The sequence below is a fragment of the Streptacidiphilus neutrinimicus genome (genome assembly GCF_000787815.1).
In the GTDB taxonomy this organism is placed as follows: domain Bacteria; phylum Actinomycetota; class Actinomycetes; order Streptomycetales; family Streptomycetaceae; genus Streptacidiphilus; species Streptacidiphilus neutrinimicus.
On record NZ_BBPO01000057.1, the window covers coordinates 1 to 20928 of the forward strand.

General features: G+C 73.2%; 22 protein-coding genes. 10 read left to right on the forward strand and 12 right to left on the reverse strand.

The window, feature by feature from the left end; translation table 11 throughout:
• The coding region (locus TR48_RS28520; protein ID WP_042372719.1) for a VOC family protein at positions 1–432 on the reverse strand (432 nt) is incomplete at its 3' end.
• Between the two features lie 102 nt (positions 433–534).
• Here TR48_RS28520 and TR48_RS28525 point away from each other — a divergent pair.
• Entirely contained in the window at positions 535–1155 is a 621-nt protein-coding gene (locus TR48_RS28525) for a gamma carbonic anhydrase family protein (protein ID WP_084729840.1), read from the forward strand.
• 42 nt (positions 1156–1197) lie between these two features.
• The gene (locus TR48_RS28530; RefSeq protein WP_042372644.1) at positions 1198–1626 is read left to right on the forward strand and encodes an OsmC family protein; all 429 of its coding nucleotides are present in this window, start codon (positions 1198–1200) and stop codon (positions 1624–1626) included.
• Positions 1627–1649: 23 nt separating this feature from the next.
• Here TR48_RS28530 and TR48_RS28535 read toward each other — a convergent pair whose 3' ends face one another.
• Both TR48_RS28535 and TR48_RS28540 read right to left on the reverse strand, forming a co-directional pair.
• Positions 1650–2294 carry a response regulator transcription factor gene (locus TR48_RS28535; protein WP_042372646.1) on the reverse strand — a complete coding sequence of 215 codons (645 nt, stop codon included), beginning with the start codon at positions 2292–2294 and terminating at the stop codon, positions 1650–1652.
• Entirely contained in the window at positions 2246–3778 is a 1533-nt protein-coding gene (locus TR48_RS28540) for a sensor histidine kinase (protein ID WP_052443134.1), read from the reverse strand. Before TR48_RS28540 ends, TR48_RS28535 begins: the two co-directional genes overlap by 49 nt.
• Before the next feature lie 248 nt (positions 3779–4026).
• Here TR48_RS28540 and TR48_RS28545 point away from each other — a divergent pair, with 248 nt between their 5' ends.
• Positions 4027–4824, forward strand: coding sequence for an SGNH/GDSL hydrolase family protein (locus TR48_RS28545; protein ID WP_042372648.1), 798 nt, complete (start codon positions 4027–4029; stop codon positions 4822–4824).
• A gap of 231 nt (positions 4825–5055) precedes the next feature.
• Here the strand turns inward: TR48_RS28545 and TR48_RS28550 are convergent, their stop codons facing one another.
• Both TR48_RS28550 and TR48_RS28555 read right to left on the reverse strand, forming a co-directional pair.
• The gene (locus TR48_RS28550; RefSeq protein WP_042372650.1) at positions 5056–5769 is read right to left on the reverse strand and encodes a GNAT family N-acetyltransferase; all 714 of its coding nucleotides are present in this window, start codon (positions 5767–5769) and stop codon (positions 5056–5058) included.
• 75 nt (positions 5770–5844) lie between these two features.
• Positions 5845–6177 (reverse strand): putative quinol monooxygenase, encoded by a 333-nt coding sequence (locus tag TR48_RS28555; RefSeq protein WP_152628230.1) that lies wholly within the window; start codon positions 6175–6177, stop codon positions 5845–5847.
• A 150-nt stretch (positions 6178–6327) separates the two neighbouring features.
• On the opposite strand from TR48_RS28555, the gene TR48_RS28560 reads away from it, so the two are divergent.
• Positions 6328–7296, forward strand: coding sequence for a GlxA family transcriptional regulator (locus TR48_RS28560; protein ID WP_042372652.1), 969 nt, complete (start codon positions 6328–6330; stop codon positions 7294–7296).
• 129 nt (positions 7297–7425) lie between these two features.
• The gene (locus TR48_RS28565) at positions 7426–8820 is read left to right on the forward strand and encodes a GNAT family N-acetyltransferase (RefSeq protein ID WP_042372654.1); all 1395 of its coding nucleotides are present in this window, start codon (positions 7426–7428) and stop codon (positions 8818–8820) included.
• A gap of 15 nt (positions 8821–8835) precedes the next feature.
• On the opposite strand, the gene glmS is transcribed toward TR48_RS28565, so the two are convergent.
• From glmS to lnt, 3 genes are all read right to left on the reverse strand, one after another.
• Entirely contained in the window at positions 8836–10662 is a 1827-nt protein-coding gene (glmS, locus tag TR48_RS28570) for a glutamine--fructose-6-phosphate transaminase (isomerizing) (protein WP_042372655.1), read from the reverse strand.
• Positions 10663–10690: 28 nt separating this feature from the next.
• On the reverse strand, positions 10691–10966 hold the full coding sequence (locus TR48_RS28575) for a hypothetical protein (protein WP_042372658.1): 276 nt from the start codon (positions 10964–10966) through the stop codon (positions 10691–10693).
• Positions 10967–11036: 70 nt separating this feature from the next.
• Entirely contained in the window at positions 11037–12653 is a 1617-nt protein-coding gene (lnt, locus tag TR48_RS28580; protein ID WP_042372727.1) for an apolipoprotein N-acyltransferase, read from the reverse strand.
• 149 nt (positions 12654–12802) lie between these two features.
• Here lnt and TR48_RS28585 point away from each other — a divergent pair, with 149 nt between their 5' ends.
• Positions 12803–13219 carry a hypothetical protein gene (locus tag TR48_RS28585; protein ID WP_042372662.1) on the forward strand — a complete coding sequence of 139 codons (417 nt, stop codon included), beginning with the start codon at positions 12803–12805 and terminating at the stop codon, positions 13217–13219.
• Between the two features lie 25 nt (positions 13220–13244).
• Here TR48_RS28585 and TR48_RS28590 read toward each other — a convergent pair whose 3' ends face one another.
• Positions 13245–14009: an SDR family NAD(P)-dependent oxidoreductase gene (locus TR48_RS28590; protein WP_042372664.1), complete on the reverse strand. Its 765-nt coding sequence runs from the start codon at positions 14007–14009 to the stop codon at positions 13245–13247.
• 121 nt (positions 14010–14130) lie between these two features.
• Between TR48_RS28590 and TR48_RS28595 the strand changes: the two genes are divergently transcribed.
• From TR48_RS28595 to TR48_RS28605, 3 genes are all read left to right on the forward strand, one after another.
• On the forward strand, positions 14131–14709 hold the full coding sequence (locus TR48_RS28595; RefSeq protein ID WP_042372665.1) for a TetR/AcrR family transcriptional regulator: 579 nt from the start codon (positions 14131–14133) through the stop codon (positions 14707–14709).
• The gene (locus TR48_RS28600) at positions 14706–16142 is read left to right on the forward strand and encodes a pyridoxal phosphate-dependent decarboxylase family protein (RefSeq protein WP_042372668.1); all 1437 of its coding nucleotides are present in this window, start codon (positions 14706–14708) and stop codon (positions 16140–16142) included. Before TR48_RS28595 ends, TR48_RS28600 begins: the two co-directional genes overlap by 4 nt.
• A gap of 81 nt (positions 16143–16223) precedes the next feature.
• Positions 16224–16577: a hypothetical protein gene (locus tag TR48_RS28605; protein WP_042372670.1), complete on the forward strand. Its 354-nt coding sequence runs from the start codon at positions 16224–16226 to the stop codon at positions 16575–16577.
• Here the strand turns inward: TR48_RS28605 and TR48_RS28610 are convergent.
• The 3 genes from TR48_RS28610 to TR48_RS28620 all read right to left on the reverse strand — a co-directional run bounded on the left by TR48_RS28610 (position 16570) and on the right by TR48_RS28620 (position 19804).
• Positions 16570–17466, reverse strand: a complete 897-nt coding sequence (locus TR48_RS28610) for an SDR family oxidoreductase (RefSeq protein ID WP_042372672.1) — start codon at positions 17464–17466, stop codon at positions 16570–16572. The two genes, TR48_RS28605 and TR48_RS28610, sit on opposite strands and share 8 nt — an antisense overlap.
• Before the next feature lie 93 nt (positions 17467–17559).
• Positions 17560–19068 (reverse strand): flavin-containing monooxygenase, encoded by a 1509-nt coding sequence (locus TR48_RS28615; RefSeq protein WP_042372675.1) that lies wholly within the window; start codon positions 19066–19068, stop codon positions 17560–17562.
• A 97-nt stretch (positions 19069–19165) separates the two neighbouring features.
• Positions 19166–19804 (reverse strand): TetR/AcrR family transcriptional regulator, encoded by a 639-nt coding sequence (locus TR48_RS28620; protein ID WP_042372677.1) that lies wholly within the window; start codon positions 19802–19804, stop codon positions 19166–19168.
• A 79-nt stretch (positions 19805–19883) separates the two neighbouring features.
• Here TR48_RS28620 and hpnH point away from each other — a divergent pair, with 79 nt between their 5' ends.
• Positions 19884–20888, forward strand: coding sequence for an adenosyl-hopene transferase HpnH (gene hpnH, locus TR48_RS28625; RefSeq protein WP_042372678.1), 1005 nt, complete (start codon positions 19884–19886; stop codon positions 20886–20888).
• The last annotated feature ends 40 nt before the right edge of the window (positions 20889–20928 follow it).

The following is a 20928-nucleotide window of genomic DNA, read 5'->3' on the forward strand; positions in this document are numbered from 1 at the left end:
GGGCATGTCGACGCGCCCGTCGCCCGTGAGCGCGAAGCCCGGCGCGTGCACGAGCTCCCACAGGTGGCCGTCGGGATCGGCGAAGTAGCCGCTGTAGCCGCCCCACTCGGTGGGCACGGGGGCCTTCACCAGGTCCGCTCCGGCGCCGAGCGCGACGGCCATCGCCGCGTCGACCTCCTCGCGGCTGCCCAGGTTGACGGCCAGGGTGACCTCGCGGAAGACGGGCTCGCCGCCCTCGGGGACGCCCGCGTCGGCGGCGAGGTCCGCGGTCGGGAAGAGGCCGAGGGTGGCGCCCGCCGTGCGGAACCAGGCGATCGTGCCGGGCTGCGAGACGGAGGAGAGCGGCCAACCGAGGGCCTGGTAGAAGGCGACGCTCCGGTCGAGGTCGGTGACGCCGAGCGTGATGACGCTGATCGCCGCGGGAAGAGTCATACCGCCAGGCTAGACAGGGTCCGGGCGAGAACCACCGCACGACATCCGGCAGGATCGGAGCAGGCACGACCGCGCGCCCCGACCCTCCGCAAGGGAGCCCTCATGGCCCAGCCGCTCGACCCGCAGACGCCCGCCACGCAGTCCCCCGCCCCGGAGACGCCCGCCCCACAGACGCCCGCCCCGCAGACGCCCGCGCCGCTGGTGGCGTCCGTCGCCGGGCGCACGCCCGAGATCAGCGACACGGCCTTCGTCGCCGTCAACGCCACGGTCTTGGGCGACGTGACGCTCGCGCCCGGCGCGAGCGTCTGGTACGGGGCGGTGCTGCGCGGCGACTGCGAGACGATCAGCATCGGCCCCGACAGCAACGTGCAGGACAACTGCTCCGCGCACGCGGACTTCGGGTTTCCGGTGCGGGTCGGCGCGCGCGTGTCCGTCGGGCACAACGCCGTGCTGCACGGCTGCACGGTCGAGGACGACTGTCTGGTCGGCATGGGCGCCACCGTGCTGAACGGCGCGACGATCGGCGCCGGCTCGCTGGTCGCGGCGAACGCGCTGGTGCCGCAGGGCATGCAGGTGCCGCCGGGTTCCCTGGTGGCCGGCGTCCCGGCCAAGGTCCGGCGCGAGCTGACGGACGAGGAGCGGGCCCACCTCAAGCTCAACTCCGAGTGGTACGTCGCGCTCGCGGCGCAGCACCGGGACATCCGGCCGCTGCCCAGGCCCTGATCCCGCGCGCCGCGCCTTTCGTGATCGCATAGTGTCGTCGTCATGAGCGACGACACCCTGCGTTCCGTACGGATCGAGCGCACCAGCGCGGGCCGGTACACGGCGACCAACGTCCGCGGCGGCACCATCACCTTCGGTTCCACCGGCGACGCCGACTTCACGCCGGTCGAGCTGCTGCTCGCCGCGATCGGCGGCTGCACCGCCGTCGACGCCGACATCGCGACCAGCCGTCACGCGGAGCCGGTGGAGTTCACCGTCGCCGTGCAGGGCGACAAGGTCAGCGACGAGGACGGTCAGCACATGACGAACCTGGCCGTCACCTTCCACGTCAGCTTCCCCGAGGGCGAGGCCGGCGACCGCGCGCGCACGATCCTGCCGCGTGCGGTGAAGACCTCCCACGACCGCCTGTGCACCGTCAGCCGCACGGTCGAGCTGGGCACGCCGGTGACCTCCACCATCGCCGAGGCCTGACCGGCGCTCAGCCGTTGAGGCGCTCAGCCGTTCAGGTAGGCCAGCACCGCCAGCACGCGGCGGTTGTCGTCGTCGGAGGGCTGCAGGTCGAGCCGGACGAAGATCGAGGCGGTGTGCTTGGCCACCGCCCGTTCGGTGATGACCAGTTGCTGGGCGATCGCCGCGTTGGAGCGGCCCTCCGCCATCAGGGCCAGCACCTCGCGCTCGCGCGGGGTGAGCGAGGCGACCGGCCCGGCGGCCGCGTTGTGGGTCAGCAGCCGCCCGATCACCTCCGGGTCCATCGCGGTGCCGCCGGCGGCGACCCGCCGCACCGCGTCGACGAACTGGCTGCCGTCCAGCACCCGGTCCTTCAGCAGGTAGCCGACGCCGCCGCTGCCGTCGGCCAGCAGTTCGCGGGCGTAGAGCTGCTCGACGTACTGCGAGAGCACCAGCACCGGGAGGCCCGGCAGCTCCTGACGCGCGGTGAGCGCGGCGCGCAGCCCCTCGTCGGTGAAGCCCGGGGGCAGCCGCACGTCGACCACCGCGACGTCGGGGCGGTCCGCGCGCAGCGCCGCCAGCAGCTCCTCGCCGTTCTCCACCGCCGCGGTGACCTCCATGCCGTGCGCCTGCAGCAGTCGCGTCAGGCCGTCGCGGAGGAGGAAGAGGTCTTCGGCGATGGCGACGCGCAAGGGATCTCCAGACTCGCGATGGTGGGGCCGCCCACCGGGCTGCTGACGGCGAGGACCCCGTCGAAGGCGGCCAGCCTGCGCTCGATCCCCCGCAGGCCGCTCCCCCGAGCCGGGTCGGCGTCGCCGCGGCCGTCGTCGCCGACGACGATCCGCAGCATGCCGTCAGTATGGCCGATCTCGATCCAACCGTTGCGCGCCCGGGCGTGCTTGACCGTGTTGGCCAGCAGCTCGCTGACGGCGAAGTAGGCCGCCGACTCCACCGCCCGCGGGGGCCGGTCCTCAAGATCGCCGCTGACCTGGACGTGCAGCGGCAGGTCCAGCGCCAGCGCCTGGACCGCGTCCACGAGCCCGCGGTCGGCGAGGACGGGCGGGTGGATGCCGCAGACCAGGGCGCGCAGCTCGCCCAGCGCCTTCGCGGACGCGCCCTTGGCCTCCGTCACCAGCGCGCGGGCGGCCGCCGGGTCGGCGTCGAAGAGCTGCTCAGCCGCGTTCAGGGCCATGCCGAGCGCGACCAGCCGGGCCTGCGCGCCGTCGTGCAGGTCGCGCTCGATGCGGCGCAGTTCGGCGGCGCTGTGGTCGATGGTCTCGGCCCGCGTCTCGGACAGGTGCTGCACCCGGGCGGCGAGTTGCCGCTCGCGCGAGGGCCCGATCACGGTCCGCGCTGCGCGGGCGTGCAGGTCCAGCACCAGGGGCGCGCCCCAGAGCACCAGGGCCGGGGACAGCATCAGGGCCAGCCCGTACGGCACCCAGGGCTTGGCGAACTCCCCGTTCGGGCCCAGGTGGTTGAGCAGCCCTGGGGCGAATGCGAGCAGCACCAGCCCTGCCGCCACGGTCGCGCCGCAGCCCAGTGTCCACGCCAGGTCGCGCAACAGGGCCACGTCGGTGAGCCAGTCCACCACGGCGGCCCACGACCGCACGATCCGGTTGCCCGGCCCGGCATCCGGCAGCGGACGGTAGGGGTCGAGGATCGGCCGGCCGAACCACCGCTCCACGCACCGCCGGTGTTCCGAGGCCGCCCAGCGGGTGGCGAGCAGACCGAGCAGCACCAGCAGCGGCGCGAGCAGGACGACGCCATGGCTCCCGCCGGGGGCGCCGCCCGGGTAGAACGTCGCGGCGGCGAAGGCCAGGACGCCGGGCAGGGTGAGCACCGCGCCCGCCGCGCGGCCGCCACCGCCGCTCGCCCACGCCGCTCCCCAGACCAGGCAAGGGATCAGGGCGCACAACAGGCCGAGAAAGAGGTGCAGGTGGTCGCCCAGCGGATCGGGCACGCCGCCCGCGAGGCGACGCCAGACCAGGACCGGACCGCCGGCCAGCGCCGCGAGGGCGGCTGCCGTGAGCGTGAGCAGATAGGCGAGCCGGAACGGCGCGAGCAGCGTGCGGACGAGCCGCGCGCCGAACGTCGCGCCCGGCCCGGGAGCGAGTTCCGGCACGAATGCGGGTGCGGGTTCGACGAGGTGGCGCTCGGACCCCGGTCCTGGGTTCATGGTCCCTCTCCACGGTTCGGTGACGATCGCCGCAAGTCTGCCCACGGACCGGTCCGCACGTCGCTGGGCGTGGACACCCGACCGGGGGTGTACCTGGGTACACCCCCGACCGACCGCCCAACCGTATGTCGGCCGTGCGGTCCCGGTTCGTGACTTCGGTTCCCGTCAGTCATGCCCGTCCGACGTGCCGGAGGACCCGCGCCCCCGGCGTGTCCGGTGGGAATCCGCGCCCCTAGAATCGTTGCACTATGAACCAGACGCCCCGCTTCCGCAGCATGGTCGCCCTCGGCGACTCCTTCACCGAGGGCATGTGCGACGACGTCCTCCCGGACGGCCACTACCGGGGCTGGGCCGACCGCGTCGCCGAGCGGCTCGCCGCCGACGCGGAGGGCGGGTTCCGGTACGCCAACCTCGCCGTGCGCGGCAAGCTCATCGGGCAGATCGCCGACGAGCAGGGCGACGCCGCGGTCGCGCTCGGCGGGGAGCTGGTGACCCTCGCGGGCGGGCTCAACGACGTGATGCGCCCCGGCTGCGACATCGACCACGTCGAGCGCACCCTCGCCGCGCTCGCGGAGCGGGTCGCCGCGGAGGCGCGCCAGGTCGTCATGTTCTACAGCGTCGACCCGAGCCGACGGATGCGCGGCAGCGCGCGGATCATGCCGCAGATCCTGCGGATGCAGGGCTTCGTACGCGACTTCGCAGCCAAGCGCGACAACATCGTGGTGGTGGACCTCTTCCACGTGCCGGCCTTCGACGACGCGCGGATGTGGGCCGAGGACCGGCTCCACTTCTCCGCCGAGGGCCACCGACGGGTCGCCGAGGGTGTCCTCCAGGCGCTCGGCTACCCCGCCTCCTTCGACTGGCGCGAGCCACTTCCGCCGGCTGCGCCGATCCCCCGCTTGACGAAGCTGAGCGCGGACCTGCGCTGGATCCGGGTCCACGTGCTGCCGTGGATCGGCCGCCGCCTCACCGGCCGCTCCAGCGGCGACAACCGTCCGGCGAAGCGCCCGACCCTCGACGCCTACCCGGGCGAGGCCCAGGCCTGATCCCGCGGACCCGACCGCCGGGCCCGAGCCGGGACTCGGGCGGCTTCGGCGCCTGCGGCTCGGGCACAGGAGGGCTCGGAACCCGCACCCGCTCGTCACGGGGTCGACGCCCGGCGGCACCGCCGCGCCGGGCGGCGGGGCCGCACCAGGAACCCCGCGTCCCATGACCGCAACTCGCTGTCCGGCGCGCCGGGCGGCGATGCGGCGCCGCGTTGTGGCCGGGCCCCGGAGTCAGCGCGTGGCGTCGCTGCGGTAGGCGCTGGCGAAGCCGGTCTGGCTGCGCCAGCCCAGCGACTCGTAGAGCGCGCGGCCCGCCGGTGTCGCGCCGAGGACGGCGCGAGTGGCGCCGGCGGCCCGGGCCTCCTGCTGGAGGCTGCGCATGACGACGGAGCCGAGGCCGCTACGCTGGTGGGCGGGGACGGTGAGGATCTGGTCGGGCACGGCGACGTCGCCGGCCAGGCCCGCCTGGCCGCGCGCGGCCAGGGAGCCGTCGGGCGCGGCGACCAGCGAGCGCACCACGCCGCCCCGTGTCCAGGTGCGCAGTTCGTAACCGGCGGGCAGCGCCCCGCGCGAGACCGGCTCCTCCGGCGCGAGCTCGACGCTCATCAGGAACGCGGCCGTGTCGAAGGCCCAGCCTGCACCGAGCCACGCGCCGACCCGCGCCTCCGGCACGTCGCAGGGCTCGGGCAGGAACACCTTGAGCCACCAGCCCTCCCCCCGCGCCCGGTCGGCCGCCTCCCGCACCCTCGCCTCGTCGGCGTCGACGACGACGTGCCGGGCCACCTGCCCCTGCTGCCCGACGTCGATGGTCCAGCCCCAGGGCCGCGCGGCCGGCTCGGACGCCCCGCGCGAGACGACCCACCCCGAGACCCAGTCCGTGATGACGGACGTGAGGGGGCGACCGAGCACGGCGTCGAAGGGTGACGTAAGAGATGAACTCGTCATGGAGCCATTACATCAGGGGCGGCTGACAACCGCCAGGAAATGGCCCGAACGACCGCCTCCCAGGGCGACTTCCTCTCAGGGCAACTTCGCGGCCAGCACGTCCACCGGCTGGACCTTCACGCTCTGGGCGAGCAGCCTCGGCCCCTCCGCGCGCAGCAGGTCCGCGATGCGGCCGTGCAGGTGGACCTGGCGGGCCGCCTCGTCAGGGAAGGCGTCGAAGACGCCGAAGCTCGTGGGCCCGAGGCGGAGCGGGAACCACACCGTGGTGCCCTCCTCCGCCCGGGCCAGTTCCAGCGCGGCGCCGCTCAGCAGCGCGCCGAACTCCTCGGCGCACTCGGGCTTCGTCTCGAAGCGCACCAGATAGCCGAGGCTGGTGCCGGGAGCGGCAGAAGCGGCGGAATCGGTCACGACGGGCTCCTTGGGGAGAACGGGACGGACGGGAGGGACGGGACGGACGTGGGTGCCAGGACGGGCTGTCACCGCCCGGGCACCCACGCTACGACCGCCCACCGGCCCCGACACAGTGACGGATCCGGCGTGTCCGTTACCGTTTCCGACATGAGGGTCTCCGTCCTGGTGGTCGACCAGGTCTTCGACTCGGGCCTGGCCGCCGTGCTCGACGTGCTGCGGACCGCCGACGCGCTGCGCGGCGAACTCGCCGCCCCGCCTCCCGCCTGGAAGGTGCGCTGCGTGACCCCCGGCGGCGGCGCGCCCGTGCGCACCGCCGCCGGCCACCTGGTGGACGCCGTGCCCGCGGCGGAGGCGGGACCGGCGGAGCTGCTGGTCGTGCCGGGCCTGTGGCGTCCGCGCGCCGAGGGGCTGACCGCGTGGGTCGCGTCAGCCGCCGCCGAGCCCGCCGTGGAGGCGGTGCTCGCGGCCCGTGCACAAGGCGCGAGGCTGGCGGCGGCGTGTGCGGGCACGTTCGTCCTGGCCGAGGCCGGCGTCCTGGACGGCCTTCAGGCGACGACGAGTTGGTGGCTCGCGCCCGCGTTCCGCAAGCGCTACCCGCGCGTCGAGCTCGACGAGACCCGGATGGTCGTGCCCACGCCCCGGGTGACCACCGCCGGGGCGGCGCTCGCGCACCTCGACCTCGCCCTCGCGCTGGTGCGGGCCACCAGCCCCGCACTGGCGGAGTTGACGTCCCGTTACCTGATCCTCGACTCCCGTCCCAGCCAGGCCGGTTACGCCATCCCGGGCCATCTCGCCCGGACCGACCCGCTGGTGGACGCCTTCGAGCGCCGCCTGCGGGCCCGGCTGGACGAGCCGCTGGGGATCGCCGACGTCGCGCGTGAACTCGGCGTCAGCGAGCGGACGTTGCAACGCGCGGTGCGAGCCGCGCTGGGCGTGACGCCGATCCGCCTGGCCCAGCAGATCCGCCTGGAACAGGCCGTCCACCTGCTGCGGACCACGGATCTCCCGCTGGCCACGGTGGCCCGCCGGGTCGGCTACGAGAATGCGACCACCCTCGCCACGCTGCTGCGACGCCGCCTGGGCACGACACCCGGACTGCTACGGGATCGTCCCTGAACGAACCCTGCGCCACAGCACTCGAGAAGCACTCGCATGGAAATGGGACATTCCACTTCAAATCCAAGCTTTACTTCGCGGTCATGATCGGTTCGTGATCACGAAACACTGGTTCGGCAACATGACGGCATGAAGCGCTCTCATTCCCAGCAGTCCCTCCCCTCCGTCCGCGGCCGCTGGCGCCGCGACACCGTCGAACTCTCGGCCGTCTTCGTCGCCGTCGCGGTCGCCGATCTCGTCGCGAACATCGTGGTGCACGGCCACGACGGACCCGTGCTGTTGATCGCCTCCGCGCTCGCACTCGGCGCCACGGCGGTCTGGCACAGCTGGTGGACACACCGTCACACACACGCCCCGCCAGGGACGATCACCTCCGCGTCCGGTGCTCCCGCAGCGCACGCGGCGCATCCGGAGGACGTCGACGCGCAGGCGCTGACGGCGCCGACCGCGACGACCCCGCCGGAGGAGGTCGCGCTGTGGCGGATCCGGGTGACCGTGGCCGACTCCCCGGGCAGCCTCGCCTCGCTGTGCCGCGCACTGGCGGACATCCCGGTCAACATCGTCTCCATGCAGGCCCATCCGCTCGCCGAGGAGACGGTGGACGAGTTCGTCGTCCGCGCCTCCCTGCTGCTCGCACCTCAGGAGCTGAGCCGCGCGCTGGTCGCCGCCGGCGGCTCGGAGGTCTGGGTCGAGCGCGCCGACGCGCACGACCTGGTGGACATCCCGACCCGGGTCCTCACCATGGCCACCCGCACCGCCCACGACGCCGCGGAACTCCCCCTCGCGCTGCGGCAGCTGTTCGGCCGCTGCCGGATCCGCTCGCTGCCCGGCGAGCAGCTCGACGAGGACGAGCTGGACGGCGCGGTCATGCGCCTGCGCGACCCCGCCGGTGGCGTCGTCGAACTGACGCGGCCTCAGCCACCCTTCACCCCGACCGAGTTCGCCCGCGCCCGCGCCCTGGTGGAGCTGGACGCCCAGCTCGGCCCGCGCGTCCCCGAGGACCGCGCGACGCTGCACGTCACCGGCGAGCTCGCCCCGCACACGATGGGCGAGATCGCCGTCCGCCGCGCCGAGCCCGGCGACCGCGCGGCCGCGGCCGCGATGCACGGACGCTGCAGCTCGCGCACGCTGCGCCAGCGCTACCACGGCCCCGTCGCCGACGTCGACCGCTACCTCGCCCACCTGCTCGACCCGCGCCACGGCCAGACCCTGGCCGTCGAGTCCGAGGACGGCTCCCTCGTCGCCCTCGCCCACCTGCTGTGGGACCACGACGACGCCGAGATCGCCGTCCTCGTCGAGGACGCCTGGCAGCGCCACGGCATCGGCGGCGCACTGGTCCAGCGCCTCACCGAACTCGCCCGCGCGGCCGGGGTGAACACCGTCTACGCGGTCACGACCGCGGCGAACACAGGCATGATCTCCACCCTGCGCCGCCTCGAAGTCCCCCTGGACTACCAGGTCGAGGACGGCACGCTGGTCATCACCGCGCACCTGTCCCCGACCCCCGCGCTGGCGGCACGCTGAGGGGCGACCGGCGGGTCACTCCACCGTGACCGACTTGGCCAGGTTGCGGGGCTTGTCCACGTCCCGCTCCAGGGCGACCGCCGCGTGGTAGGCGAGCAGCTGGAGCGGGATGCCCAGCAGGATCGGGTCCAGTTCCGGCTCGTTCCTGGGAACGAGGATGCAGTCCTCGGCGTACTTGGGGTCGGGCGCGGTGTGGCCGACCATGAGCACGCGTCCGTGGCGGGCGCGGATCTCCCCCAGCGTGGTGAGGTTCTTCTCCAGCAGCTCGTCGTCCGGGACGACGGCGACCGTCGGGAGCTCGGGGCCGATCAGGGCGAGCGGGCCGTGCTTGAGCTCGCTCGCGGGGTAGGCCTCGGCGTGGACGTAGGAGACCTCCTTCAGCTTCTGCGCGCCCTCGCGCGCCACCGGCCAGCCGCGCACGCGCCCGACGAACATCATCCCGGTGTTCTTCGCGTACTGCGCCGCCAGGCGCGCGATCTCCTGTTCCTGCGCCAGGATCTCCCGGATCTGGCCGGGCAGGGCCTTCAGGCCGGCGCAGATGCGGCGGCCGTCCGCGGGCGACAGGTCGTGGACGCGGCCGAAGTGCAGCGCGATCAGCGCGAACGCGACCGCCGTCGAGGTGAAGGCCTTGGTGGAGGCGACGGAGATCTCCGGGCCCGCGTGCAGGTAGACGCCGCCGTCGCACTCGCGCGCGATCGCGCTGCCGACGGTGTTGACGACGCCCAGCACACGGCCGCCCTTGCGCTTGATCTCCTGCACCGCCGCGAGCGTGTCGTAGGTCTCGCCCGACTGGCTGACCGCGATGTAGAGCGTGTCCGCCTCGATGACGGGGTTGCGGTAGCGGAACTCCGAGGCCGGCTCGGCGTGCGCGGGGATCCGGGCCAGCTCCTCGATCAGCTGCGCGCCCAGCTCGCCGCTGTAGTACGCGGAGCCGCAGCCGAGGATCTTGACGCGGCGGAAGGCGCGGGCCTCGCGGGCGTCCAGGTTCAGGCCGCCCAGGTGCGCGGTGGCGAAGCGCTCGTCGACGCGGCCGGAGAGGGTCCGCTCGACGGCGGACGGCTGCTCGGAGATCTCCTTGATCAGGAAGTGCGCGTGGCCGGCGGTGTCGTAGGAGGCCTCCTCCCAGTCCACGGTCGACGGCTGCTTGGCGGTCATCCGCGCGTCCTGGGTGAAGGTGCTGAAGCCGTCCGCGCGGACGGTCGCCAGCTCGCCGTCGTCCAGGTGGACGACCTGGCGGGTGTAGCGCACGAGCGCGGCGACGTCGGAGGCGGCGAACATCTCCTTCTCGCCGATGCCCAGCACGATCGGGCTGCCGTTGCGGGCGACGACGATCCGGTCCGGGCGCTCCGCGTCGAGCACCGCGATGCCGTAGGTGCCGACGACGCGGGCGAGCGCGCCGCGGACGGCGTCCTCGAGCTCGTCCGCGTCCTTGGCGTGGGCGGCGATCAGGTGGGCCAGCACCTCGGTGTCGGTCTCGGAGGCGAAGACCACCCCCTCGCCCTCCAGCTTGGCGCGCAGCTCCTCGGCGTTCTCGATGATGCCGTTGTGCACGACCGCGAAGCGCTCCGCGCCGTCCAGGTGCGGGTGGGAGTTGGCGTCGCTGGGCTCGCCGTGGGTGGCCCAGCGGGTGTGGCCGATGCCGGTCGTGCCCTTGAAGCGGGCGGGGACGGCGGCGGCCAGGTCGGCGACCCGGCCCTTCTTCTTCACGAGCCGCAGGGCGCCGGTCTTGCCGGTGACGGCCACGCCTGCCGAGTCGTAGCCCCGGTACTCCAGTCGGGCCAGACCCTCCAGCAGGATGGGGGCCGCGTCCTTGCCGCCGATGTAGGCCACGATTCCGCACATAGGTTCCGACTCCCGTTCTTCGTCATGGTCACCCGTAGACCAGTCGGCGCAGTTGGCGAGCGGACAGCTCGGGTGCCGCCACGCGGCGCTGCCGCAGCTCCCGACCGATGCGGGTGAAGATCTGGTCGTTGGTCAGCCCGCGCGCCTGCAGCTCGCCGTGGCGGCGGCGCACGTACTCCTCGGTGCTCTCGCCGAAGTAGGCGAGCACGTCCGCGATCACCCTGGCGGCTTCGCCGGGGCCGAGCGCGGTGGTGCGGAGCAGGTGCTGCAACAGGTCGTCGTGAGGGTGGCTGGCCTGGGACACGACGCATGACCTTACGCAGAGCAACGACACTTCTCCAAGAATCCTGCCCGATATCGGGCAGGATCTCGACCTAACGGCCGCCGGACGGGTGGTCCGCGTCGCCGTCCGGCCTGCTGTCGGAGGAGGCGCGGACCCGGTCGCGCTGCGCGGAGAGCAGCCACACGCCGCCGCTGAGCAGCAGGACCAGCGCGCAGCCGGTCGGCACCCAGTCGCCCCAGCGGTCGTAGAGGGTGCTGCCCGTGGCCAGCGGCACGGTGTAGACGGTCGCGGCGGACGAGTCCTTGCCGAGCCGCTCGCCCACCTGGCGGCCGGACGCGTCGTAGGCGACGCTGACGCCGGTCAGCGTCGCCTGCACGACCGGCCGGCCGGTCTCGGCGGCCCGCAGCGCGGCCAGCGAGGCGTGCTGCTCGGGCGCCCAGGTGTCCTGGAAGGTGGGTGTGGCCGACTGCACGAGGATCACCTGCGCGCCGCGCTGCACGAGCGCCCGGCTCATGTCGGGGAAGGCCGACTCGAAGCAGATCAGCGGGCCGACACGGAGCGTCCCGCCGTCGCGTGTCGGCACCGTCATCAACACCGGCTCGTTGCCGCGTCGCCGGTCGACGGCGGCCGCCTTGGAGAAGTCCTTGATCCAGCCCAGCGCCGGCCGCAGCGGGATGTACTCGCCGAAGGGCACCAGGCGGATCTTGTCGTAGCGCTGGCCGGTCAGCCCGTGGGGGCCGACCAGCACCGAGCTCTTGTAGATGCCGCCCTTGCCGGGACGCACCGCGTCGACGTTGACCAGCAGGTACGCTCCGGTCGACGCGGAGAGGGCACTGAGCCGGGCGGCCAGGTCGGGGCGGGCGCCCAGATCGAACGAGACGCTGCTCTCGCCCCAGAGCACCAGGTCCGGAGGGTCGGCGGCGAGCGTCGCGGTGAGCTGCTCGCCGCGCACGGTCCGGTCCCCTGAGGCGTCGTTGGCCACGGCCATGCCGGGCTGTACCACGCCGATCGCGGCGGTCCGGCCGGTCGTCTGCGGGACGGGCGCCCACGCGGTCAGGGCGACGGTGGCGGCGCCGAGCGAGAGCAGCGTCAGCCACGCCACGGCCGACCGCCCCCAGGCGGCCAGCAGGACGACGATGGCGGTGTTCACCGCGACGATCAGCAGGCTGTCGAGCCAGACCCCGCCGACCGAGGCCAGCCGCAGCGCGAAGGGCTGCTGGTACTGGCTGGCCCCGAGCAGGCCCCACGGACCCCCGAGGTACTGCCAGGACCGGATCGTCTCGGTCAGCAGCCAGCCCGTCGGCAGCAGCACGATCGCCGCCAGCGCGCGCCCCGCGTCCGGCGTCCCGTGCAGCAGGCGCCGGACCAGCCAGCCCCAGGGCGCCCACAGCACGCCGAGGAAGGCGGCCAGCGCCACGATGCCGGGGCCGACGGAGGGAATCAGCCAGCTCATCACGCCGATCAGGAAGCCGATCCCGCCCCACCAGCCGAGCCAGGCCGCCCTCCGGGGGGTCGGCGCGGCCCGCAGCACCAGCATCAGCGGCACCAGGCACACGTAGGCGAACCACCACCAGTTCGGCGTGGGGAAGATCAGCACCGGCAGCGCGCCGGTGGCGGCGGCGAGCAGGGGCGTCCTGGCACGCTGCCAGAACCGGCCTGGCCGCCCGTCCCCACTGCGCGGCGCGGGTGCGTCGCCCTGCTCGCCCATCGCCTTCTTCCCAGCGACGACGCTCACCGTGCCCCTTTTCCACGCCATACGGGTCGGACCCCTCCAGTCTCTCGTGCGATCAACGGTTGAGCACTTTGTTTGCGCGGGCCGACGGGTGCGATGCACCCTGGATGGGACGGGAGGCTGACATGGCATCAGACGATCCGCAACCTCGAGGGGCCCGTTCGGGTTCCGGCCGCCGCGAGCTGCACATCCGTGGCGGAACCTACCCCGGCGGGGGCCGCCGACACCGGCGCGGGCGCAGGGCCGTCATCGGCGCGGCGCTCGTCGCCACGGCGCCGCTGTGGCTGCTGATCGGCTATCCGCTGGAGCGCACCTGGGGCCGCCTGGACAACCACGGCCGCCTCGGGTTCGACGTCACCCGCCACCCGGTGGCCGTCGCACTGAGCGCGCCGATGCGCTTCGTCTCCAAACGTGTGCGCGGCGGCCGCGGGCGCCGTCCGGGCCCCGGCTCCGGCCCCGAACTCTCCGGCGACCGCTTCCCGCGCCGGCCCAAGCCGGCCCCGTCGGGCGACTCCGTCGCACTCGGCGAGCCGCGCGGCTGAGCGGGCCCCGGTCGGGCGGGCACGCTCACCAGCTCTGGTCGGAGGCCCGGACCAGCATCTCGTTGACGGCCACGCGCCGGTCGCGGGTGACCATGTAGGCGACGGCGTCCGCGACGTCCTCGGGACGGAGCAGCTCCAGCCCCTCGACCTGACGCTCGATCGCCTCCCGTACGCCGTCCCGCAGATGCGAGCTGAGCTCGGTGGCGACGGTGCCCGGTTCGACGACGCCGACCCGCACGCCCTGCTCCCGCACCTCCTGGCGCAGCGCCTCGCTGAAGCCGTTGACCCCGAACTTGGTCAGGTTGTAGACGGCCGTGGCCGGACGGGCGACCCGGCCCGCGGTCGAGCTGATGTTGACCAGGTCGGCCACCCGGCGCGGCGAGTCGGCCGCGGCGCGGACCAGGTGCGGCAGCGCCGCGTGGGTGACGTGGAGCAGGCCCCGGACGTTGATCTCCACCATGGCGTCCCAGTCGTCGGGGGACGCTCCGGCGGCGGGCCCGACATGCATGAGGCCGGCGTTGTTGACCACGGTGTCGAGCCGCCCGAGCTCCGCCGCGACCCGCGCCACCGCGTCCGCGGCCTGCTGCCGGTCCGTGATGTCGGCTACGACGGCGAGGGCGGCGCCTCCGTCGGCACGGATCCCGGCCGCCAGCTCCTCCAACCGCTCCCGTCTGCGCGCGACCAGCGCGACCGCCGCGCCCTCGGCGGCGAGGGAGCGCGCCGTGGCCGCTCCGATGCCGCTGCTGGCACCGGTGACCAGCGCCGCCGTTCCGCTCAGTCGAGTGCCCATGTCGTCTCTCCTCCGGCTAGGCTCGCTATCCGGAACGCGTTCCGGTTTCCCTTTCGACAGTAAGCGGAACTGGTTCCGCTTGCAAACAGGCTCGGTCGGGCGCGGCGAGGAGCGGAGAACCGTGGACGAGAAGGACGGCACGAGGCGACGCCCGCTGCGCGCGGACGCGCAGCTCAACGAGGACCGCGTGCTCCGCGCGGCCGCCGAGGCGTTCACCCGCGACGGCGTCGACGCCTCGGTCAAGGACATCGCCCGCGCCGCGGGCGTCGGCGTCGGCACGCTCTACCGCCGCTTCCCCTCCAAGGAGCTGCTGGTCGAGGCGACCTACCGGAACGAGGTGCGCAGCCTGTGCGAGTCCGCGCCGGAACTGGCGACCTCCGCGCCGCCGCGGGAGGCGCTCCGGACCTGGATGGTCCGCTTCATGGAGTTCATGGCCGCGAAGCACGGCATGGCGGCGGCGCTGCGGGTCGTCCTCTCCGACGAGGGCGAACGCCTGCAGACGCGCACGGATCTCACCGAGGCCGTCCGGCGTCTCCTCGGCACGAACCTGGCCCGGGACGGGGTGACCGCACGGGACGTGCTGATGGCACTGGGCGGCATCAGCCTCATCGCCGAGAACGACCAGGACCCGGAGCTGGCGGTCCGGTTGATCGACCTGCTGCTGAACGGGGTCCTGAAGGCCCCTACAGTGTCCGCATGACCAGCGACTTCCGCTCCGCCGCGCACGACGCCGTCGACCTGCTCGCCGACTACCTCGACGGGCTGCCCCAGCGGGAGGTCTGGACGCCCATGCCGGCCGAGGCCCGGAGCGGGCTGCTGGAGCGCCCGCTGCCCGAGGACGGGACGGAGCTGGCGGCGCTGGTGCGGGCGATCGAGAGCGACGTCCTGCCCTACCCCATGGGCAACGGGCACCCCCGGTTCTTCGGGTGGGTGAACGCCGCGCCCGCTCCTGCGGGCATCCTCGGCGCGTTCGCCGCCGCCGCGATGAACCCGAGCTCGGCCGGAGGCGACCACGCCGACGTGCACCTGGAGCGGAGCGTCGTGCGGTGGCTCGCCGAGCTCGTCGGCTTCCCGCACCCGGCCGGCGGCGGGCTGCTGACCTCCGGCGCGTCCATGGCGACCATCGTCGCCCTCGCCGCCGCCCGGAACCGGGCCGCCGCCGAGCTCGGGGTGGACGTGCGGGAGGAGGGCGTCGGCGCGCTGCCGCCGCTGGTCGGTTACGTCAGCGCCGAGACCCACTCGTGCGTGCGCAAGGCCGCCGAACTGCTCGGGCTCGGCAGCAGGCACCTGGTCACCGTCGGGACCGACGCCGCCGGGCACATGCTTCCCGAGGCGCTGCGCGAGCGCGTCCGCACCGACCGGGCCGCCGGACTCGCGCCCTTCCTGGTGGTCGGCTCCGCCGGCACGGTCAACGCGGGCGTCGTGGACGACCTCGGCGCGCTCGCGGACGTCTGCGCCGAGGAGAAGCTCTGGCTGCACGTCGACGGCGCCTACGGCGCGTTCGGGCGGCTGGACCCGGTGGCCGCGCCGCGCTACGCGGGGCTGGAGCGTGCGGACTCCTTCGCTCTGGACCCGCACAAGTGGCTGGGCGTGCCGGTCGACTGCGGCTGCCTGCTGGTCCGCGACGCCGAGCAGCTGCGCGGGACGTTCAGCCTGGTGCCCGCCTACCTGCGCGACGACGCCGCAGGCGGGCTCGGCTGGTTCTCCGAGTACGGGATCGAGCAGACCCGCCCGTTCCGCTCGCTGAAGGTCTGGGCGACGCTGGCGGCGGCGGGCCGCTCGGGGGTGACCCGCGACGTCGCCCGCTGCTGCGAACTGGCCCGCGAGCTCGGACGGATGGTCGAGGAGGCCCCCGACCTGGAGCTGATGACGCCCGTCGAGACCTCCATCGTGGCCTTCCGCTACGCGCCCGCCGACGCCGACGAGGGGACCCTGCACCGGGTCAACGCGGCGCTGGGCGTCGCCGTCCAGGAGCGCGGGCGGGCGTTCGTCACCGGCACCGTCCTGGGCGGCCACGAGGCGGTCCGCGCCTGCCTGTTGAACGCGAACACGACCGAGGACGACCTCCGGGTGCTGCTGGACGAGTGCCGCACGGCGGGCGAGGCCCTGCGGCGGGGGCAGGCGGTGGCATGAGTCCCGTGACGAACCGCCAGATCTCCACGTCCCCGAGCCGGGGCGCGGCCAGCGCGTGGCCGGGCCGGTAGCCGTGGGCCGTTGATCGTCCAGTTGTCCTGCAGTTGTCCTGCGACTTCTGGAAGACGAAGGTGCGGGTGGCGACGGCCTTGGCCGGATCGAGCCGCTCGGCCCCCGCCGGCGTGCCGCCTGGCACCCGCGAACGCCCACGTCCGGGCCGCCCGCCTCTTCGCTCAGGAACTGCCGCCGCTGGACCTGGAGAACCACCGCGCCGGCATCCTGCTCCACGTCGGCCTGCTCGGCCTGGGCCAGGTCACGGAGGCGGTCGGCCGCACCGAGGAGCAGCTGACCACCTGCTTCACGCCCGAGGGGGTGGAGCTGTTCCACTGTCTGGTCGTGCGCTTCGCCCATCCCCCGGACGAGCCGGCTAGCTGATGTGCGACCGGCAGTCCGCCTGGTCCGCCGCACCGCCGCGGCCGACCAGGCCGCGCGGGTTCTCGGCGAACTCCGCGAGCCGCGCGCCCATCGCGCGCAGCCGCATCGGCCCGACCGCGCCCATGACCATGGGGACGAGGTAGCGCTGCGGCTGCATCCCCCGCAGCCAGGCCTGGGCGTAGACGTGCGCCGACCGGCGCGCGATGCCGTCGGCGATCCGGTCGACGGCGGGGCCGAGCGGATACGTCCGGTTCAGCGGCCAGGGCAGCGCGGCGCGCATGTCGCGCATGACCGGGTCCTCGTCCGCGCCGCGGACCATGTCGGTGTCGGTCCAACTCAGGTAGCCGACACCGACCTTGACGCCCTTCAGGGCCAGCTCCGGGCGGATCGAGTGGGCGAAGGCCTCCACCCCGCTCTTGCTCGCGCAGTACGCGCTCATCAGCGGCGCTGGGGTGATCGCGGCCAGGGAGGCGATCTGCAGGAAGTAGCCGCGGGACGCGGTGAGCGCGGGCAGGAAGGCCCAGGCCGTGTTGGCGCTGCCGACGAGGTTGACCTCGATCACGCGCGTCCAGACCTCCGGGTCGGAGTCGACGAACGGCGCGCCCGTCGCGATCCCGGCGTTGGCGACCACGACGTCGACGCGGCCGTAGCGGTCCAGGATCTGCGCGGCGACGGCGCTCAGCGCCTCGCGGTCGGTGACGTTCGCCTCCCACCAGCCGGCCTCGGGGCCGCACTCCTCGGCGACCCGCTTCAGCTCGTCCCGCTCCAGCCCGACCAGGGCGACCCGGGCGCCGCGCCCCGTCAGCACGCGGGCCAGTTGCGCGCCCACGCCCCGTGCCGCCCCGGTGACGACCGCGACCTGCCCGGCCATGCTCTTGCTCGTCGACATGTCGATCAACCTCTCAGTCTTTCGCCGGCTCAGGCGTTCACCGGTTCAGGCGTTCACGGGCTCAGGCGTTCACGGGCTCAGGCGTTCACGGGCTCAGGCGTGCACGGACGCGGCCGGTGCGGCGGCGGGCGCGTGGATCAGGTCGTACTCGTGCAGGTCCACCGTGCGGGTCTCACGACGGAAGTGGCCGGTGGTGCCGGGCCACAGGGTGGTGTTGTTGCCTTTGGCGTCCAGGTACCAGCTGCGGCAGCCGCCGGTGCTCCACACCGTCCTGGCCATCCGCCGCTGCACCTCGTCGTTCCAGCGGAGCTGCGCGGAGGCGGTCACGTCCAACGCGGCGGCGCCGCTGGCGTCGAGCTTGCGCAGGTAGTCCGCCAGGTAGTTGAGCTGCGACTCGATCATCAGCACCATCGAGCTGTTGCCGAGCCCCGTGTTCGGGCCGATGACCAGCAGCAGGTTGGGGAAGCCGCGCACGGTCGTGCCGCGCAGCGCGGCCATGCCCTCGGTCCACTCCTCCGCGAGCGTCCGGCCCCCCGCGCCGGTGATGTGCTCGGCGACCGGCAGATCGGTGACGTGGAAGCCGGTGGAGAAGACGATCGCGTCGACCTCGTGCTCGGCGCCGTCAGAGGCGACCAGCGTGCTGCCCTTGACCTCCTTCAGACCCGCCGCGACCACGTCCACGTTCGGCCGGGCGAGCGCCGGATAGTAGGTGTTGGACAGCAGCACGCGCTTGCAGCCGAAGCGGTAGTCGGGCGTCAGTTTGGCCCGCAGCTCCGGGTCCTTGACGGCCCGCCTCAGGTTGGCGAGCGCCAACGCCTCGGGGGCGCGGAGCAGGCCGGGACGCTTCACGAAGGCGCCGACCTGGTACTCGCGCACCAGCCACAGCGCGCCGCGCAGCGCCTTCTGCGCCGCCGGCACGTGGCGGTAGACGAAGCGCTCGGCGGTGGTGATGTCGCGGTCCATCCGGTTCATCACCCACGGCGGGGTGCGCTGGAACAGCACCAGCCGGCCGACCTTCGGCTGGATCGACGGCACGATCTGGATCGCGGACGCGCCGGTGCCGACGACCGCGACGCGCTTGCCCGCGAGGTCGACGTCATGGTTCCACCGCGCGGAGTGGAAGACCTCGCCGGGGAAGTCCGCGATCCCGGGGATGTCAGGGACGGACGGGTCCGAGAGCGGTCCGGTGGCGGCGACCAGCACCTTCGCGCTGTAGCGGCCCTGCTCGGTGTCGACCTCCCAGCGGGCGGTCGCCTCGTCCCAGCGCGCGCCGGTGACCGCGTGGCGGAACCTCAGGTGGCCGCGGAGGCCGAACCGGTCGACGACGCTCTCGAGGTAGGCGCGGATCTCCGGCTGGCCGGAGAAGGTGCGCGGCCAGTCGGGGTTGGGGGCGAAGGAGAACGAGTACAGGTGGGAGGGGACGTCGCAGGCGCAACCGGGGTAGCTGTTGTCGCGCCAGGTGCCGCCGACGCTCGCGCCGCGCTCGAGCACGACGAAGTCGTGTTCACCCTCCTGGCGCAACCGCACGGCGGCGCCGAGACCGCCGAATCCCGAGCCGATGATGGCGACCTTGACCTGTTGGACCGGCGCGCTGCTCTCCATGCCCTCTCCTTCCACCATCGACTGTGCCAGTAATCAGTGGCGCAATCGAGAGACTAGGGGACGCGGCGCGACTCGGGAAGGCTTCGGACGGCGGAAGTTACGCGTCAGTACGCGACAGCCCGGTGAGCAGGCGCTCCAGCACCTCGCCCGCCTCCTTCCGCGCCGTCTCGTGGTCCTCGGCGCGGGCGATGTACAGGCTCGCCTCGGAGATCAACGCCGCCAGCATCCGGGTGAGCGGGCCGATCGGCATCGGCGAGATGCTGCCCTCGTCGATCGCCCGGGTCAGCTCCTCGGCCAGCAGCACGTAGCCGTGCTCCTCGACCAGCGCGTCCCAGGCGCTGTGGCCCAGCACGGCCGGGCCCTCGACCAGCACGATCCGCTGGAAGTCGGGGTCGTTGCAGGCGTCCAGGAAGGACTGGAAGCCGTGCCGCAGCAGGGTCCAGGCGTCGCCGCTCTCGCTCTCGGCGCGCGCGGTCTCCTGCTCGACGAGCCGCTCGGCCATGTCCTGGGCGCATTCGCCCATCACGGCCCGGAACAGGTCGGCCTTGTCCTTGAAGTGGTGGTAGAGCGCCCCTCGGGTGACCTGCGCCGCCGCCACGATGTCCTCGGTCCCCGTCGCGGTGTATCCGCGCTCGGCGAAGAGGGTGCGCGCGGCGCGCACGAGCGCGCGCCGGGTGTCGGCGGTGTGTTCCGCGCGCCGACTCCTGGACGAACGCCTCGACCGGGGTGCTGTCATACCTGCATCCTGTTCCATACAGACTGTATGTTAGAAGAGGGCCACGGACCCGTCGCCCGGGGGAACGGAGAGAGAGATCATGGGACTCCCACTCAATCTGACCGTCAAGATGGGCAGCTACCTCCTCAAGCAGAAGCTTCTCCGCCGCGAGAAGTTCCCACTCATCGTGGAGGTCGAACCCCTCTTCGCCTGCAACCTCGCCTGCGCGGGCTGCGGCAAGATCCAGCACCCGGCGAGCGTGCTCAAGCAGCGCATGCCGGTGGAGCAGGCGGTCGCGGCCGTGGAGGAATCGGGCGCGCCCATGGTCTCCCTGGCCGGCGGCGAGCCGCTGATGCACCCGCAGATCGACGAGATCACCCGCCAGCTGCTGAAGCGCGGCAAGTTCGTCGTGCTGTGCACCAACGCGGTGCTGCTGCCCAAGCACATCCACAAGTTCAAGCCGCACCGGAACTTCGCGTGGATGGTCCACATCGACGGGCTGCAGGAGCGGCACGACGAGTCGGTGAGCAAGGACGGCGTCTTCGACCAGGCCGTCGCCGCCATCAAGCAGGCCAAGGCGGCGGGCTTCCAGGTCTACACGAACTCGACGTTCTTCAACAACGACAGCCCTCAGGACATCATCGAGGTGCTGGACTACCTGAACGACGAGCTCAAGGTCGACCGGATGCAGATCTCGCCCGGGTACGCCTACGAGAAGGCCCCGGACCAGGACCGCTTCCTCGGCGTGGAGCAGACCCGCCAGCTGTTCAAGAAGGCCTTCGGCGACGGCCGCCGCAAGAAGTGGCGGCTCAACCACTCCGCCCTCTACCTGGACTTCCTGGAGGGCAAGCGGGACTTCGAGTGCACCCCGTGGGCGATCCCGTCCTACTCGCTCAAGGGCTGGCAGAAGCCGTGCTACCTGATGGCCGACGGCTACACCCAGACCTACCAGGAGCTGCTGGACACCACGGAGTGGGACAAGTACGGCCGCGGCAAGGACGCCCGCTGCGACAACTGCATGGCGCACTGCGGCTACGAGCCGACGGCCGTGCTCGCGACCATGTCCTCGCTGCGCGAGAGCATCCGCGCGGTGACGGCGGGCTGAGCTCCCGCCGTCGCCCTCGCGTCGGGCCGCCGTGACCTTC